At 64.2% G+C, this 15,991-nt stretch carries 14 protein-coding genes; 9 read left to right on the top strand and 5 right to left on the bottom strand.

Going from position 1 to position 15,991, the window contains the following annotated elements:
• Nucleotides 1–38: 38 nt before the first annotated feature.
• Nucleotides 39–374 carry a GYD domain-containing protein gene (locus tag KTQ37_RS11200; RefSeq protein ID WP_218630601.1) on the bottom strand — a complete coding sequence of 112 codons (336 nt, stop codon included), beginning with the start codon at nt 372–374 and terminating at the stop codon, nt 39–41.
• A gap of 200 nt (nt 375–574) precedes the next feature.
• Here KTQ37_RS11200 and KTQ37_RS11195 point away from each other — a divergent pair, with 200 nt between their 5' ends.
• Nucleotides 575–2,746 (top strand): esterase-like activity of phytase family protein, encoded by a 2,172-nt coding sequence (locus KTQ37_RS11195; protein ID WP_218630600.1) that lies wholly within the window; start codon nt 575–577, stop codon nt 2,744–2,746.
• A 175-nt stretch (nt 2,747–2,921) separates the two neighbouring features.
• On the top strand, nt 2,922–3,839 hold the full coding sequence (locus KTQ37_RS11190) for a L,D-transpeptidase (protein ID WP_328799721.1): 918 nt from the start codon (nt 2,922–2,924) through the stop codon (nt 3,837–3,839).
• On the opposite strand, the gene KTQ37_RS11185 is transcribed toward KTQ37_RS11190, so the two are convergent.
• Both KTQ37_RS11185 and KTQ37_RS11180 read right to left on the bottom strand, forming a co-directional pair.
• Nucleotides 3,840–4,181: a cupin domain-containing protein gene (locus KTQ37_RS11185; protein WP_218630599.1), complete on the bottom strand. Its 342-nt coding sequence runs from the start codon at nt 4,179–4,181 to the stop codon at nt 3,840–3,842.
• A gap of 120 nt (nt 4,182–4,301) precedes the next feature.
• Entirely contained in the window at nt 4,302–5,774 is a 1,473-nt protein-coding gene (locus KTQ37_RS11180) for an ABC transporter substrate-binding protein (RefSeq protein WP_218630598.1), read from the bottom strand.
• 202 nt (nt 5,775–5,976) lie between these two features.
• Between KTQ37_RS11180 and panB the strand changes: the two genes are divergently transcribed.
• On the top strand, nt 5,977–6,801 hold the full coding sequence (gene panB, locus KTQ37_RS11175; protein ID WP_218630597.1) for a 3-methyl-2-oxobutanoate hydroxymethyltransferase: 825 nt from the start codon (nt 5,977–5,979) through the stop codon (nt 6,799–6,801).
• Entirely contained in the window at nt 6,798–7,637 is an 840-nt protein-coding gene (gene panC / locus KTQ37_RS11170; RefSeq protein ID WP_218630596.1) for a pantoate--beta-alanine ligase, read from the top strand. Before panB ends, panC begins: the two co-directional genes overlap by 4 nt.
• Before the next feature lie 291 nt (nt 7,638–7,928).
• Here panC and KTQ37_RS11165 read toward each other — a convergent pair whose 3' ends face one another.
• A complete protein-coding gene (locus tag KTQ37_RS11165) occupies nt 7,929–8,747 on the bottom strand; it encodes a sulfotransferase family protein (protein WP_218630595.1) in 819 nt (272 codons plus the stop codon).
• Nucleotides 8,748–8,894: 147 nt separating this feature from the next.
• Here KTQ37_RS11165 and KTQ37_RS11160 point away from each other — a divergent pair, with 147 nt between their 5' ends.
• From KTQ37_RS11160 to KTQ37_RS11140, 5 genes are all read left to right on the top strand, one after another.
• Nucleotides 8,895–10,469: a DUF5928 domain-containing protein gene (locus KTQ37_RS11160; protein ID WP_218630594.1), complete on the top strand. Its 1,575-nt coding sequence runs from the start codon at nt 8,895–8,897 to the stop codon at nt 10,467–10,469.
• Nucleotides 10,470–10,481: 12 nt separating this feature from the next.
• The gene (locus KTQ37_RS11155; protein ID WP_218630593.1) at nt 10,482–10,862 is read left to right on the top strand and encodes an HIT domain-containing protein; all 381 of its coding nucleotides are present in this window, start codon (nt 10,482–10,484) and stop codon (nt 10,860–10,862) included.
• Between the two features lie 75 nt (nt 10,863–10,937).
• Complete coding sequence (locus KTQ37_RS11150) at nt 10,938–11,123, top strand: zinc-finger domain-containing protein (RefSeq protein ID WP_218630592.1); 186 nt, start codon at nt 10,938–10,940, stop codon at nt 11,121–11,123.
• 107 nt (nt 11,124–11,230) lie between these two features.
• A complete protein-coding gene (gene polA, locus KTQ37_RS11145) occupies nt 11,231–14,089 on the top strand; it encodes a DNA polymerase I (RefSeq protein WP_218630591.1) in 2,859 nt (952 codons plus the stop codon).
• 220 nt (nt 14,090–14,309) lie between these two features.
• On the top strand, nt 14,310–15,248 hold the full coding sequence (locus KTQ37_RS11140) for a cation diffusion facilitator family transporter (RefSeq protein WP_218630590.1): 939 nt from the start codon (nt 14,310–14,312) through the stop codon (nt 15,246–15,248).
• On the opposite strand, the gene KTQ37_RS11135 is transcribed toward KTQ37_RS11140, so the two are convergent.
• Nucleotides 15,229–15,990 carry a hydroxypyruvate isomerase family protein gene (locus tag KTQ37_RS11135; protein WP_218630589.1) on the bottom strand — a complete coding sequence of 254 codons (762 nt, stop codon included), beginning with the start codon at nt 15,988–15,990 and terminating at the stop codon, nt 15,229–15,231. The two genes, KTQ37_RS11140 and KTQ37_RS11135, sit on opposite strands and share 20 nt — an antisense overlap.
• Nucleotide 15,991: the final 1 nt, after the last annotated feature.

The raw sequence follows: 15,991 nt of genomic DNA, 5'->3' as shown, positions 1-15,991 counted from the left end.
GAACTTCGGGTCCGCGGGTGTTCCGCGGACCCGGCCGTTCAGCTTTGCGCGGGTGCCGAGTAGCGCATCATGATATCACCAGCGGCGTTCTGCGCCGCGGTAAACTCGGCCGAGGTGAAGGCTTGCACGGTCTTCAGCCCGTTGACCGAACCCGAGGCCCCCGCGACCATCAGGGCGGGCAGCATCTTCCGAACGTCATCGGTCTCGACGATCATCATAAAGTCATGATCGCCGGTCGTCAGCAGGTAGGTCACAAGCTTGCCGCCGGCAGCCTCGACCAGCGCGCGGGTGGCAGTTTCACGATCGCTTGGATGGGCGATCATGCCTTTCATAGCGGCAGCGGAGTAGCTGCCGGTCACGATGAATTTGGACATGGTTCCTCCCTCTCTGTCCACGACCGAGCGGGTCAGGATGCCCGCAGCCGGGCCGGGGACGCGAGATCATAGCATGAATTGGGCCGATTCTACCTTGGCCCTTCGCTGATCGCGGCTGTCACAAAAGCTTTGCGGCACTGTCAGGCATCTGTCGCATCGCTGTCCCATCGTCCGCGCAATTTCCGTCAGGAGGACGATTAATGTTCGCACCACGCCTTTTCGCCGTCAGCTCGACCCTCGCGCTTTGCGCCGCCATGCCTGCGGCGGCCGAGATGAACTTCAACCGCATCGCCGCTTTCGCGACCCCGGCCAATATGGCCGAGGGCGAGGATCGCGCCCGTGAAACCTCGCCCGAGATCATCGCGGCCACCGAAGACGGGATGATGCTCGTTTACACCGACAGCCCGCTGGGTGCGATCGGTCTGGTCGATATCGCCGACCCCAAGGCACCGAAGGCGCTTGGCAATATCGACGTGAAGGGCGAGCCGACCTCGGTCGCGGTGATCGGCAATACCGCCTTTGTCGGCGTCAACACCTCGGAAAGCTACGTGGCGCCCTCGGGCCGTCTGGCGATGGTCGATCTGGGAACCAGGGCCGAGGTTGCCTCTTGCGATCTGGGCGGTCAGCCGGATTCGATTGCGCGCGCGAAGGACGGATCGTTCCTGGCCGTTGCGATCGAGAACGAGCGCGACGAGGACCTGAACGACGGCGAACTGCCGCAGATGCCGGCAGGCTATGTGGTCAAGCTGCCGCTCAAGGACGGGCTGGCCGATTGCGACGCGATGCAGAAGATCGACGTGACCGGTCTGGCCGCCGTCGCCGGTGATGACCCCGAACCCGAGTTCGTGGACGTCAATGCCGCAGGCGAGATCGTTGTGACCATGCAGGAAAACAACGCCATCATCGTGATCGGCGCCGATGGCAAGGTCGCCAGCCATTTCAGCGCGGGCAGCGTCAGCCTTGAGGGCGTGGACACCAAGAAGGACGGCAAGATCGACTTCACCGGCAGCCTCACCGACATCCCGCGTGAACCCGACGCGGTGAAATGGATCGACGAGGATCACTTCGCCACCGCCAACGAGGGCGACTGGAAAGGCGGCTCGCGCGGCTGGACGATCTTCAAGAAGGACGGCACCGTCGTTTACGACAGCGGCAACACCTTTGAACATGCCGTGGCCGAGATCGGCCATTTCCCCGACAAGCGCGCTGGCAAGAAGGGCGTCGAGCCCGAGTCGGTCGAATTCGGCATCTTCGACGGCAAGCCGCTGGTCTTCATCGGGTCCGAGCGCGGCTCGGTCGTCGGTGTCTATGACGTGAGCGATCTGGCGGCGCCGAAGCTGCTGCAACTGCTGCCCTCGGGCATCGGTCCCGAAGGTTATGCCGCGATCCCCGCGCGCAACCTGCTGGTCTCGGCCAATGAGACCGACCTTGGCGCCGATGGCGGCGCGCGCGCCCATGTCATGCTGTTTGAACGCACCGAGGCCCCTGCGGCCTATCCCACGATCACCTCGGCCGGCGCCGAGCAGATGATCGGCTGGGGCGCGCTGTCGGGTCTCGTCGCCGATGCCGAGAAGCCCGGTATCCTTTATGGTGTGTCGGACAGCTTCTATTCGGCCGCGCCCTCGATCTTCACCATCGACGCGACCACCAAGCCCGCGCGCATCACCAAGGCCACCGTGGTCACCCGCGATGGCGCTCCGGCGCAGCTGATGGACCTTGAAGGCATCACGCTTGACGGTGAAGGCGGCTTCTGGCTGGCCTCCGAAGGGCGGAGCGACAAGATGATCCCGCATGGCATCGTGCATGTCGATCAGGACGGCAAGATCAAGGAGCAGATCGGCCTGCCCGCCGAACTGTCGGCCAACGAGGTCCGCTTCGGCTTCGAAGGCATCGCCAAGCGCGGCGATACGCTGTGGATGGCCGTTCAGCGTGAGTGGAAGGACGATCCGGCAGGTATGGTCAAACTGGTGGCCTATAACACCGACAGCGGTGAGTGGGGCGCGCTGCGCTATCCGCTCGAAGCCAAGGGCGCGGGCTGGATGGGCCTGTCCGAAATCACCCTGCATGGCGATCACGCCTATATCGTCGAGCGCGACAACCAGCTGGGCGATCTGGCGGCCGTGAAGAAGATCTTCCGCGTGAAGCTGGCCGAGATGCAGCCTGCGGCGCTTGGCGGCGAACTGCCCGTGGTGACCAAGGAAGAAGTGCGCGACCTGATCCCGGTAATGAAATCCTTCGGCGGCTATGTCGTGGACAAGGTCGAGGGCTTTGCCATCGACGCGGCGGGCGAGGGCTTTATCGTCTCCGACAACGACGGGGTCGATGACAGCTCGGGCGAGACGCTGTTCTTCTCGATCGGCAAGCTCGACTGATCCCGGCACGCTTTGAAGTCGGCCCGCGCGAGGCATTCCTCGCGCGGGCTTTTTTGCCACGGGCGGGGTTCGCGGGCTTGTGCGGGGGTTGACGCAGAGACGCGGGCTTGACCATCTGCGCAGATTGGTCGGATCCTGTTCGGGATTCGTAATCAGTTTCGAGGGATATGCCGCCGTGATCCGCAGTTTCGCCCGTAGTTTGCGCCCGCTTGCACTGCTCATGGCCGTGGTGGGCCTTGCCGCCTGCGGCGCGCCGAACACCTCTGGCACAACGCTTTCGAGCGCGGGCGTACCGCCTGAATACCGTGCGCGTCAGGACGGAGAGCGCGTGATCCCCGCGGTCAATCCCGCCTATCTGAACGAACGCAACCGCCGTCGTTGGGTCGCCTATAACGGCCCCGAAGAGCCCGGCACCTTCGTCGTTGATCCCTTCGCGCGGCTGCTTTACCACGTTGTCGAGCCGGGCAAGGCCATGCGTTTCGGCATCGCCGTGGGCAAGGAGGGGCGTGGCTTCCGGGGCGATGCGGTGATCCGGCGCAAGGAGGAATACCCTTCCTGGACGCCGACTAAGAACATGATCCGGCAAGACCCGGAGATCTACGGCCCGCTGGCGGGTGGTCTGCCGGGGGGGCTGGACAATCCGCTCGGTGCACGGGCGCTGTATCTTTACCGCGGCGGGCGCGACACGATGTATCGCATCCATGGCACGATGGACCCGAGTTCGATCGGCAAGGCCACTTCGGCGGGCTGTATCCGGCTGTTCAACCAGGACATCATCGACATGTATGACGAGATGGAGCTGGGCACCAAGGTGCGCGTGCGCTCCTACGAGGAAAGCCTCGAGATGGAAGGTCCGATGGTCGAGCTGCACTCGGGCTACCTTGTGTCGGCCTCGGATACCGCGGCGATTGCAGCCGATCAGGCCGCCTGGGAAGCCGGGCTGATCGTCGATCCGGCCCTGACCGAGGCACAGGCCCATGCCGCCGCGGCTGCTGCCGCAGAAGCACAGGCCTCCGGAGTCGAAGCCGAGCCCTATCTGCTGACGCTCTCGAGCATCGACGCGCGCGAGCGCCAGTTGCAGGGCCTCGACTGATCAGCGCACCAGGATGACGTAATCCTTCCGGGTGGTCTCCAGCACCTCCCAGGTGCCGGTGAAGCCCGGACGGATCACGAAGGCGTCGCCCGGCCCGACCTCGAGCCGCGAGCCGTCGTCGCCCGCGATGATCGAGCGGCCCTCGTGGATGCGGCAATATTCCCATTCGTCGTAGCTGATGCGCCACTTGCCGGGGGTCGATTGCCAGATGCCGCAGTAAAGGCCGCGGTCATCCTCGACACTCCAGGTGGTATGCACGGGATCGCCTGCAAGGACTTTCTCGGCATCGGGGCGCGAGGTTTCGGGTTCGGCAAGGCTCGGGGTCAGGGCTTCGATCAGCATGTTTCTTCTTTCAGATGTCAGGGGAGTAGCCGGCGGGGCCCCCATCGAGGGTGGCCCAACGGCGCGCGGACTTCCCCCTCGATGGGGGAAATCCGTGCAGGTTGGCGTGTTTGGCGGGCGTCAGTCTACCCAGTGAACGGCGGTCAGATCGTTGGCCTGGGTGGGCGAGTTCTCCCACAGCCCTTCGATCTTGGCATTGGCCACGCCGGTCTTGGCAAGCTGGAAGAGATAGCCATTGACGAAATCGGCGGCGATCATTTCCTGCGCGGCACGGTTGATCCGGCTGCGCTCGGCCGTGTCGGTGGTGCGGTCGAGTTCAGCCATGAGCTCTTGAAACGCCGGCGTGGCATAGCCGAAGTAGTAATCGTCGCGGGCGTAGATGTTGATGTCGGCGGGCTCGGTATGGCTGACGATGGTCAGGTCGAAATCCTTGCCCTTGAAGACCTGCTCAAGCCATTGCGCCCATTCGAGATTGCTGATCTCGGTCTTGATGCCCACGGCGCCAAGCTGGGCCGCGATGATCTCGCCGCCACGGCGGGCATAGGTCGGCGGCGGCAGGGCGAGGCGCAGGGTCAGATCGCCCGCTCCGGCCTCAGCCAGCAGGGCCTTGGACTTTTCCGGATCATAGGCCGAGAGGCCCGTCAGATCCTGATAGTCGGGATTGTGCGGGGCGAAATGCGAGCCGATCGGCGTGCCGTAGCCGAACATCGCGCCGTCGATCACGTCCTGGCGATTGATCGCATGGGCGATCGCCTCGCGCACGCGGATATCGTCAAGCGGCGCCTTGCGGTTGTTCATCGCCAGGATCGTCTCGCCCTCGGTCGAGCCGACGATGACCTTGAAGCGCGGATCGGACTGGAACTGGATCAGCGTCTCGGGTGCGGGGAAGTTCGGGAAGGCGTCGACGTCGCCCGCCATCATCGCGGCGAAGGCCGCCGTCGGGTCCGAGATGAAGCGGAAGGTCGCGCTATTCAGCGCAGGCTTGTCGCCCCAATAGCCGGGATAGGCGGTGAGGGTGACATGATCGCCCTGCGCCCATTCGCCGAATTGGAAGGGGCCGGTGCCGACCGGATGGGTCGCGGCCTCGGCGGCGCTTTCGGGCGCGAGGATCACCGCATCGCCCCAGGCCATCTTGAAGGGAAACGCGCCGTCCGGCGCGGAAAGCGTGATCTTCACCGTCGCGGGGTCGATGACCTCGACCGAAGCAATCCCCTTGAAGAGCGCCTTCTGCGCATTGGCGCTATCCTCGGCCCGTGCGCGGTCGAGCGAGAATTTCACGTCCTCCGCGTCGAAGGCGCTGCCATCATGGAAGGTCACCCCCTGCGCAAGGTGGAAGGTATAGCTGCTGCCATCCTCCGACACATCCCAACTGCGTGCCAGCGCGGGCAGGACCGATCCATCGGGTGCAAAGCGCGTCAGCCCTTCGAAGAGATTGGCATAGACCACCTCGTCGATTGCCGCTGCGGCCCCTGCGGTCGGGTCAAGGTTCGGCGGCTCGAGCACCATGCCAAGCGTGATCGCATCGGGCGCGGCAAGCGCGCCGCTGGCCGAAAGCGCGAGCGCGGCGGCGGCGGTAAGCAGACGGTTGGTCATGCGAAACTCCCAAGGTTGTGGCATGATGATGCTTGCGATGATCGGTCCGAACCCGTTTCAGATCAAGGCGTTTGCCGCCCCACGGCCAAGGGGGAAACAGGGCGGCATTCTCCCGGTTGGTGCTGCGCTGCGGCATTTCTATCTTTGCAATATGGGGGCAGGGGCGCTATGCCTGCCTGTCAAGGGAGAGAGGGAGACTGCCATGAGTGCCACGGGAACCACGCGGCAGAAGATGCCGTCCGATATTGCTGCGATGAAGGGCGGGGCGCCGATTGTCTGCCTGACCGCCTACACGACGCCGATGGCGCGCATGATGGATGCTCATGTCGATCTGGTGCTGGTGGGGGACTCGGTCGGCATGGTGCTGCACGGGCTGCCCTCTACGCTTGGCGTGACGATGGAGATGATGATCCTGCACGGCAAGGCGGTGGCGCGGGGGCTGCAAAACGCCTGTCTCGTGATCGACATGCCCTTCGGCAGCTATGAGGAAAGCCCCGCGCAGGCCTTCCGCAACGCGGCCCGGCTGATGTCCGAAACTGGCGCGGGGGCGGTCAAGCTGGAAGGCGGGCAGCATATGGCCGAGACGATCGCGTTTCTCGTTCAGCGCGGCATTCCGGTCATGGCGCATATCGGCCTCACGCCGCAGTCGGTGAACGTTTTTGGCGGCTACAAGGTGCAGGGCCGGGGCGAAGATGGCGCGCGCCTGATGAAGGATGCCATCGCAGTGGAGAAGGCTGGCGCTTTCGCTGTCGTGCTGGAAAAGGTGCCTGCGAGCTTGGCCGACGCGATCACTGCCGAAATTTCGATCTCGACCGTCGGCATCGGCGCCAGCGCGGGCTGCGACGGTCAGGTGCTGGTGGTGGATGACATGCTGGGCCTCTTCACCGCCTTCAAACCCAAATTTGTCAAACGCTACGGAACGCTCGGCGAGCAGGGCGAGGCCGCCATTGCCGCCTATGCCGCCGAAGTGCGCTCCCGCGCCTTCCCTGCCCCCGAACATGTCTTTGCAGACGAGGTGAAGAAATGACTCAGATTATCCGCACCTCGGCAGAACTGCGCGACCGCGTGGCGGCGTGGAAACGCTCTGGGATGCTGGTCGGCGTGGTGCCGACCATGGGGGCGCTGCATGACGGCCACATGAGCCTGGTGCGCGAGGCGCGCAAGCAATCGGACCGCGTGATCGTGACGATCTTCGTCAACCCGATGCAGTTCAACAACGCCTCGGATCTCGACAAATATCCGCGTGACGAGGCACACGATCTGGCCATGCTGGAGGCTGAGGGCGTGGATGTCCTGTTCGCTCCCGGCGTGGATGAGGTTTATCCCGACGGCTTCGCCACCAAGGTCTCGGTGTCGGGGATTTCTGAGCCGCTGGAAGGCGCCTTCCGCCCCGGGCATTTCGATGGCGTCGCGACGGTGGTCAGCAAGCTCTTTGGCATGACTCAGGCGGGCCGCGCCTTCTTCGGAGAGAAAGACTGGCAGCAGCTTCAGGTCGTGCGGCGGCTGGTCGAGGATCTGAACATCCCGATCCGCATCATAGGCTGCCCGACCATCCGCGAAACCGACGGGCTTGCCATGTCGTCGCGCAATGTTCGCCTGTCGGAAGCCGAGCGCGCGCAAGCCCCGGCGCTGCACCGGATCATGACTGCGGCGGCCGAGCAGATCCGCGCGGGCGCTCCGATCGGATCGGCGCTTGAACAGGCCAAGTCCGAGATTCTCGCCGCGGGTTTCCACGATATCGAATATCTCGAGGTTCGCTCGGTCGAAGGCCTGCGCCCGATGGAGACGTTCTCTGAGCCGGGCCGGATGCTGGTCGCTGCCTATCTTGGCGATGTGCGCCTGATCGACAATATCGCGGTTTGATGGCGTTCCAGGGGGCGCTGCCCCCTCGCGCGAAACGCGCTCACCCCCGGGATATTTCGACAAAGCCAAAAGAGATGAGGGCTCACCTGACCTGCGGCTATGCACTGCCGAAGGTCAGGTGCTTTCGTCTTTGACGGTCATCGGCGTCCCCGCCTGTACCGCACCCCAAGACTGGCGCGAGATGGTTAAGGAAGCGTTTCGCCTTTTCGGCTTTGTGCAAATATCCTCGGGGGGTGAATGCGCGCAGCGCAGAGGGGGGCAAACAGCCCCCCTTCCTCGGCCAGCCCAAGCTTACTGACCCAGTTTGGCGTGCACCTCGGCGAGGTCGACCTCTGCGGTCGGCATCTTATTGTCCGGATCGTCGAAATCGTAGCGGAACAGCTGGAAGTCTTTCTTGTAGATTTCCCAGATCAGATGGCGCGAGAGATCGTCGAAATAGTCGCTGACCTTATGCACCCGCTTGGGGCCGTGTCCCTCGGACTCGTTGAAGCGCGGTATGTGCGTCAGATCGACGGTGACCGGCGTCTCGATCCGGTCGAGCACCTGTTGCATCCCCTCGTTGAACTTCTCGGTGAAGATGATCTGATCGTAGCGGCCGCCATTCGCGATGAAGGTCGCGATATGGCCCGACATCGCCGACCAGTGGATGTCGGGCTCCATCGGTTTGCGCCAGCGGATGGTGTCGCGGGCGAACAGCAGGAAACGGCGGAAGGATTTGATCTGGTCGAACTCGAACCCATCCTCGGGCGCGCCGACGTCGATCCCGTATTTCTGCGCGAGTTGCGGCACGAGGTTGCCGCGGTAGCGTTTGCCATTGCGCTGGATGCCCGCAATCTTGTCGAAGAACGAGCTCAGGATGCGTGCATAGGGATTGCGTACACAGGTGAAGGCAAAGGACTTGTGCGCGCGCACATTCGCCTCGATCAGGGGCTGGCTGTGCTCCTGCGCCCATTTGTGCAGGCCGGTCGTCGAGTCGTGGATGTCCCCGTCGAAAAAGCGCCCGTGATCCGAGTAATACATGATCTGACCGATGGTCGAGCAGGCGCATTTCGGGACAACCCGGTAAACCACACTTTCACTTTCGGTCATCCATGTGCCGGGAAAACCCATCAATACACTCCTCAAGCGTTCCGAGTCCGGACAATGGTGGAACGTCGTAAATACTTCCCTAAAGAGCAGAGAACCCCTGTCATTTCAACGGTGACTGGCATTATCTAGACGCCGCAACTTCTTCAACCGGCGCAGACCACGTTCGATATGGCAAAGATCGCCTTCATCCTGCTGACCCACAAGGACCCCGAGGGGGTCATTTCCCAGGCGCGCAGGCTGTCCTCCGAGGGCGATTTCGTCTCGATCCACTTCGATGCCCGCGCGAGTCAGGCCGATTTCGCGCGTATTCAGACGGCGTTGGCGGACGATCCGTCGATCGCCTTCGCGCGCCGCAGGGTCAAATGCGGTTGGGGGGAGTGGAGCCTTGTCGCGGCGACGCTTGAGGCGGTGAAGGCGGCGGTCGATGCCTTCCCGCAGGCGACGCATTTCTACTTGATCTCGGGCGATTGCCTGCCGATCAAGACGGCGGAATATGTGCATGATTTCCTCGATGCCGAGGATGTCGATTACATCGAAAGCGTCGATTTCTTCACCTCGGGCTGGATCAAGACCGGGATGCGCGAGGACCGGCTGATCTACCGCCACGTCTTCAACGAGCGCCAGAGCAAGTGGCTGTTCTACAAGAGCTACGAGATCCAGCGCGCGCTTGGGATGACCCGCAAGGTTCCCGAGGATCTGCAGATGATGATCGGCTCGCAATGGTGGTGCCTGCGCCGCCAGACCGTCGAGGCGGTGCTGGAGTTCTGCCGCGTCCGCCCTGCGGTGATGCGGTTCTTCAAGACGACCTGGATCCCGGACGAGACCTTCTTTCAGACCCTCGTGCGCCATCTCGTGCCCGACCGGGAGATCCGCAGCCGCACGCCGACCTTCCTTATGTTCACCGACTACGGGATGCCGGTGACCTTCTATAACGATCACTACGATCTGCTGCTGGGGCAGGATTTTCTGTTTGCCCGCAAGATCAGCCCGGATGCGGCTGATCTCAAGACGCGGCTGGGGGAGCTGTGGCACGAGACCGCCCGCGCCTTTTCGATCTCGGGCGAAGGGCGGGCGCTGTTTTCCTTCCTGACCGGACGCGGGCGCATCGGGCGTCGGTTCGCGCCGCGCTTCTGGGAGGTCGAATCCTCGCTTGGCCGCGAGCGGACGCTCTATGTCGTTGTGTGCAAGAAATGGCATGTCGCCAAGCGGCTGGTCGAACAGGCGGGCGCCAGGGCGGGCATCCCGCGCGTCGAATACCTGTTCAACGAACTGTGCCCCTTGCCGGCACTCGGCGGGATCGAGACCACGCTTTCCAAGCGCAACCGTCATCGCAGGGCGCTGTTGCGGATGCTGTTCGACTATCACCGCACCGACCGCCTGTTGATCTGCGTGGACCCGGCCGAGTTCGAACTGCTGCGCGATCTTTCCGCCGACCGGGTGGATGCGCGTATCCTCGAGATCGAATGCGATTTCACCGACGATTACCTGATCGGCCATGCCCGCCGCGTGGGGCTTGCCGGAGAGCAATCGCCCGCCGGGGTGATCGAACGGCTCTTGCCGACCATCCGCTTCGATCTGAAATTCGAAAGCGACCGGATGCGCGATGCCGGGTTCCCCGCATTCGAGCACATTCGCCAGGGCGCCACGCCGCGCGAAAACGCCCTGCCGATCGCGCGCTTTCTGGGTGTCGATCGCGATCTTGCGCATGAGATCGCCGCAACCGAATATCTGTTTCTGGACTGAGGAGATTCCCCCGTGGCCTATGCCTATGACCCGACGAATATCTTCGCGCGCATCCTGCGCGGCGAGATCCCGAACAACACCGTTCTGGAGACCGAGCACACGCTGGCGTTCCGCGATATCGCTCCGCAGGCCCCCGATCATGTGCTGGTGATCCCCAAGGGGCCTTACGCGACCTTCGATCATTTCTCGAACGAAGCAAGCGATGCGGAGGTCCTCGACTTCTACCGCACCGCCGGGCAGGTCTGCAAAATGCTGGGGATTGAACCCGGCGAGGGCGGCATGGGCTTCCGCGCGATCACCAACTCGGGCGAGCATGGCGTGCAGGACGTGCCGCATTTCCACATGCATATTCTCGCCGGTCGCGTTCTGGGGCGGATGCTTTCGCGCGGCTGAACCGGCCGCACCCTCTTGCCCCGAAGGGCACAATCGCTAATATGCGCGGTCGAACCAGACTGCCGGAGCCAGCTCATGACCATCGCCGCCCCCGAGACCCAAGTTGTCACCACCTGGAAGGTCGCCTGTGACGGCGGCGAGGGGGCCCTGGGCCATCCGCGCGTCTACCTGACCATCCCGCATGACAGCGGCGAGGTCGAGTGCCCCTACTGCGACAAGAAATTCGTGATCGACCGCGATCACGCGCATGACGATCACTGATCGCCTTTGATCGGTTCGCAGGCGGCCCTTCGGGGCCGCTTTTCGTTTGCGGGTTTCGGCCCGGCGCGGGCTATGGCAGAACGGGTCAACGCGACACGGAGGACCCCATGGCATTCGGCAAAGGCTGCCATCTGCATCTGATCGACGGCTCGGCTTTCATCTTCCGCGCCTATCATGCGCTGCCGCCGCTGACGCGCAAGTCGGACGGGCTGCCGGTGGGGGCCGTCGCGGGCTTTGCCAACATGATCTTTCGCTATATCGAAGAGGCCAAGGGCCCCGATGCGCCGACCCATGCGGCGGTGATCTTCGACTATAGCTCCAAGACCTTCCGCAACGAGATCTTCCCCGAATACAAGGCCAACCGCCCGCCGCCGCCCGAGGATCTGCGCCCGCAGTTCCCCCTGACCCGCGACGCGACGCGCGCCTTCAACCTGCCCTGTATCGAGACCGAGGGTTTCGAGGCCGACGACATCATCGCCACCCTTGCGCGCGAGGCCCGCGAGGCCGGCGGGCGCGTCACCATCATCTCGTCGGACAAGGATCTGATGCAGCTGATCGGCGGTGGGGTCGAGATGCTCGATGCGATGAAGAACCTGCGCATCGGCCCCAATGAGGTCGAGGCCAAGTTCGGCGTGCGCCCGGATCGGGTGATCGACGTGCAGGCGCTGGCGGGCGACTCGGTCGATAACGTGCCCGGCGCGCCGGGGATCGGGATCAAGACGGCGGCGCTTCTGATCAACGAATACGGCGATCTGGAAACGCTGCTGGCCCGCGCCGAAGAGATCAAGCAGCCCAAACGGCGCCAGACACTGATCGACTTCGCCGACCAGATCCGGGTCTCGAAGCGCCTTGTGACGCTGGACGATCACGCGCCGCTCGATTTCACGCTGGAGAGCCTTGAGGTCAAGGATCCGAACCCCGAAGAGCTGATGGCATTCCTCAACCTCATGGAGTTCCGCACGCTGACCAAGCGCGTCGCGGATCGCTTCGGGGTCGAGGCACCGACCCTGCCGCCGATGGAACCCGCCGGGGTCGATGCCGCCGCGCGTTGGGCCGCAGGTGCCGCCCCGCAGCCGCGCCTGGAACCCACGGCCGTGCCTGAGGCGCCCTTCGATACCTCGGCCTATGTCTGCATCCGCGATGGTGAAACCCTGCAAGCCTGGCTGAGCGAGGCCCGCGCCCTGGGCTGGCTTGCCGTCGATACCGAAACCACCAGCCTTGACGAGATGCGTGCCGATCTGGTCGGCGTGTCGATCTGCTCGGTCGCAGGCAAGGCCGCCTATATCCCGCTTGGCCATACCACAGGGGGCGACGATCTTTTCGGCGGCACCGCCCGCGCGCCGGGGCAGATGGATCTGGATGCGGCGCTGGCGCTGCTCAAACCTGTGCTTGAGGACGAAGCGATCCTCAAGATCGGGCAGAACATGAAGTATGACCTCAAGATATTCGCTCGCCACGGCATCCGCGTTGCGCCTTTCGACGACACAATGCTGATGAGTTACGCGATGTTCTCGGGGCTGCATAACCACGGCATGGATGAGCTGTCGGAGCGTTATCTCGATCATCGCCCGATCCCGATCAAGGAATTGCTGGGGACGGGCAAGGCGCAGATCACCTTCGACAAGGTCGAGATCGACAAGGCCGTGGCCTATGCGGCCGAGGATGCCGACATCACGCTGCGCCTGTGGGCCCGCTTCAAGCCGATGCTGCACCGCGCCCGCGCCACCACGATCTACGAAACCGAAGAGCGCCCGCTGGTGCCCGTTCTGGCTGATATGGAGATGGCGGGCGTGCGCGTCGATGCGCAGGTTCTGGCGCGGATGTCGAACGCTTTTGCCCAGAAAATGGCGGCGCTGGAGGCTGAAATTCAGGACCTTGCGGGCCAGCCCTTCAACGTGGGCTCGCCCAAGCAGTTGGGCGAGATCCTCTTTGACCAGATCGGTGTTCCGGGCGGGACCAAGGGCAAGACCGGCGCCTATTCCACCGGCGCCGATTTGCTTGAGGACATCACCACGATGGAGGATCAGCCCAAGGCGGCCGCGCTTTCCTCGAAAGTGCTCGACTGGCGGCAGATCTCGAAGCTGAAATCGACCTATACGGACGCGCTTCAGGGCCATGTGAACCCGGAAACCGGGCGCGTGCATACGTCCTACAGCATCGCAGGCGCGAACACCGGGCGTCTGGCCTCGACCGATCCGAACCTGCAAAACATCCCCGTGCGCAGCGACGAGGGCCGCCGCATCCGCGAGGCTTTCGTGGCCGGGCCGGGGATGACGATCGTCAGCCTCGACTACAGCCAGATCGAGCTGCGCATCCTCGCCCATGTCGCTGACCTGCCCGCGATGAAAGAGGCCTTCCGCGAGGGCCTGGATATTCACGCGATGACGGCGTCAGAGATGTTCAACGTGCCGATCGAGGGCATGGACCCGATGATCCGCCGTCAGGCCAAGGCGATCAACTTTGGAGTCATCTACGGCATCTCGGGCTTTGGCCTAGCGCGCAACCTGCGCATTCCGCGCGCCGAGGCGCAGCGCTTCATCGATCGCTATTTCGAGCGTTTCCCCGGCATACGCAAATACATGGACGACACCGTGGCTTTCGCGAAGGAAAACGGCTTTGTCGAAACGCTGTTCGGTCGCCGCATCCACACGCCCGAGATCAACGCCAAGGGGCCGGGTGCGGGTTTCGCCAAGCGCGCAGCGATCAACGCGCCGATTCAGGGCGCCGCCGCCGATGTGATCCGCCGCGCCATGGTGCGTATGCCTGACGCGATCCGCGGACTGCCCGCGACCATGCTCTTGCAGGTGCACGACGAATTGATCTTCGAGGTCGAGGAAGGCGCGACCGAGGCGCTGATCGCGGCCGCGCGCGCAACGATGGAGGGGGCGGCCGATCCGGCAGTTCATCTGTCGGTGCCGCTTGTCGTCGATGCCGGCACCGGCGCCAGCTGGGCCGAGGCGCACTGAGGGCCGGTCAGGCGCGGGTCGTCCGCACTGCCAGCATCAGGCTGAAGGGGAAGCGTAACTGACAGGATCGTCGCGGGGCGCCCGAGCTTGCGGAAGGCCGGGTGATCGCGCATTCGTGTTGGCCCGTCCGAAACAGGCACGGCATCGGCCCCTGTTCACCGGTGCACAGATGCGGCAAAGCTGCGAGTGACTTCGCCCCCGATCCCGGTAGAGTGACCCTATGCCCCACGATCATGACCACCACGGTCATCACCACCACCATCACATCAGCCCCGATGCGGGCGACCGGCAGGTTGCCTGGGCGGTGGCGATCAACGTTGGGCTGACCTTCGCGCAGATCGCGGGCGGGCTGATTGCCGGATCGGTGGCGCTGATTGCCGACGGGGTGCATAACTTCTCGGACGCGGCGGCGCTGGTGCTGGCTTTCGGCGCGCGGCGGCTGGCACGGCGCGGGGCCGATGCCGCCATGAGCTTTGGCTGGGCGCGCGCCGAGGTGGTCGCCGCACTGGTGAATTACGTCGCGCTGGTCATCGTTGCGATCTGGCTGATGGCCGAGGCCGCCGGGCGTCTGATCGATCCGCCCGGCGTCGATGGCTGGATCGTGGTCTGGCTGGCGGGTCTTGCGCTGGTGATCGACCTGGGCACGGCGGCTTTGACCTGGCGGCTCTCGAAGGACAGCCTGAATATCCGCGCGGCTTTCATGCATAACCTGGCCGATGCCGGCGCCTCGGTCGCGGTGATCGTGGGGGGCGTGCTGATCCTTCTCTACGATTGGCGCCTTGTGGACCCGCTCCTGACGATCGGGATTTCGCTGTTCATCCTGTGGCATGTGGCGGGCGATCTGCGCCCTGTGCTGCGCATCCTGATGTTGGGCGCGCCCGAGCGGCGCGACGCGACTGACGTCACCCGCCGCCTGACTGCGCTGGAGGGTATCGAGAGCGTGCATCACGTCCACCTGTGGCAGATCGACGAGAAGCGCAGCTCGCTCGAGGCGCATCTGGTGCTGACCGAGGGCGCGGATTTCGCCGAGGTGATCGCGCGGGCCAAGCAGATGCTGGCCGAGGAGATGGGCCTGACCCATGTCACGCTGGAACCCGAAACGCCCGCGCGCGGCTGCGCGGATCACGAGGGCGCCTGTCCTAGCCCTTCGCCTTACTGAACCAGCCAAGCCCCTCGGCAGTATCGCCCGCAGGGAAATACTCGGCGCTGACATGGCCGACGTAACCTTCGGCATCAAGCTGCGAGAAGAAGGCGGGATAGTCGATCAGACCGCCCGTCGGTTCCTGCCGTCCCGGATAACCTGCGATCTGGATATGCGCGGCGCGCTGGCCGTATCGCCGCCAGGCGGCGTTCACGTCACCGATGATCCGATGAGCGTGGTAGGCGTCGAATTGCAGATGCAGGTTCGGCGCGGCGAGTTCATTCAGTATCGCCCCGGCCTGCGTGAAATCGTTCAGGAAATAGCCCGGCATGTCGATCGGGTTGATCGGCTCGATCGTGAGGCGCCGGGCCGGCACCTGTGCCGCGGCCCATTCGAGATTGCGCAGATAGCATTCCCGCGCCTCGGGGCCCGAGGCCAACCCCGACATGATATGTACAAGCCCCGCGCCAAGCGCCTCGGCATAGTCCTGGGCCTGCGCGAACTCGCGCCGGAAGCGGTCTTCTTGTCCCGGAATGGCCGCGCAGCCGCGCCCGCCATCGGCCCAGTCTGCGGCAGGCGTGTTGATCAGCACAAGGTGCAGGCTGGCCGCGTCAAGGCGGTCGCGCACGCTCTGCGCCGGGTGATCGTAGGGAAACAGTGCCTCGACCGCGTCGAACCCTGCCGCGCGGGCGGCGGCGAAGCGATCAAGGAATGGCCTCTCGGTGAACAGGAATGTCAGGTTGGCGGCAAATCGCGGCACG

This window comes from Sedimentimonas flavescens, from assembly GCF_019264375.1.
Taxonomy (GTDB): Bacteria; Pseudomonadota; Alphaproteobacteria; order Rhodobacterales; family Rhodobacteraceae; genus Rhodobacter; species Rhodobacter flavescens.
The sequence above is the reverse complement of the archived record's forward strand: the minus strand, read 5'-3'. Positions and strand labels throughout refer to the sequence as shown.

What these genes read in the sequence shown, in the direction of transcription:
- KTQ37_RS11200 (WP_218630601.1), bottom strand. Translation starts at nt 374, where the DNA reads ATGTCCAAATTCATCGTGACCGGCAGCTACTCCGCTGCCGCTATGAAA.
- KTQ37_RS11195 (WP_218630600.1), top strand. Translation starts at nt 575, where the DNA reads ATGTTCGCACCACGCCTTTTCGCCGTCAGCTCGACCCTCGCGCTTTGC.
- KTQ37_RS11185 (WP_218630599.1), bottom strand. Translation starts at nt 4,181, where the DNA reads ATGCTGATCGAAGCCCTGACCCCGAGCCTTGCCGAACCCGAAACCTCG.
- KTQ37_RS11180 (WP_218630598.1), bottom strand. Translation starts at nt 5,774, where the DNA reads ATGACCAACCGTCTGCTTACCGCCGCCGCCGCGCTCGCGCTTTCGGCC.
- panB (WP_218630597.1), top strand. Translation starts at nt 5,977, where the DNA reads ATGAGTGCCACGGGAACCACGCGGCAGAAGATGCCGTCCGATATTGCT.
- panC (WP_218630596.1), top strand. Translation starts at nt 6,798, where the DNA reads ATGACTCAGATTATCCGCACCTCGGCAGAACTGCGCGACCGCGTGGCG.
- KTQ37_RS11165 (WP_218630595.1), bottom strand. Translation starts at nt 8,747, where the DNA reads ATGGGTTTTCCCGGCACATGGATGACCGAAAGTGAAAGTGTGGTTTAC.
- KTQ37_RS11160 (WP_218630594.1), top strand. Translation starts at nt 8,895, where the DNA reads ATGGCAAAGATCGCCTTCATCCTGCTGACCCACAAGGACCCCGAGGGG.
- KTQ37_RS11150 (WP_218630592.1), top strand. Translation starts at nt 10,938, where the DNA reads ATGACCATCGCCGCCCCCGAGACCCAAGTTGTCACCACCTGGAAGGTC.
- polA (WP_218630591.1), top strand. Translation starts at nt 11,231, where the DNA reads ATGGCATTCGGCAAAGGCTGCCATCTGCATCTGATCGACGGCTCGGCT.
- KTQ37_RS11140 (WP_218630590.1), top strand. Translation starts at nt 14,310, where the DNA reads ATGCCCCACGATCATGACCACCACGGTCATCACCACCACCATCACATC.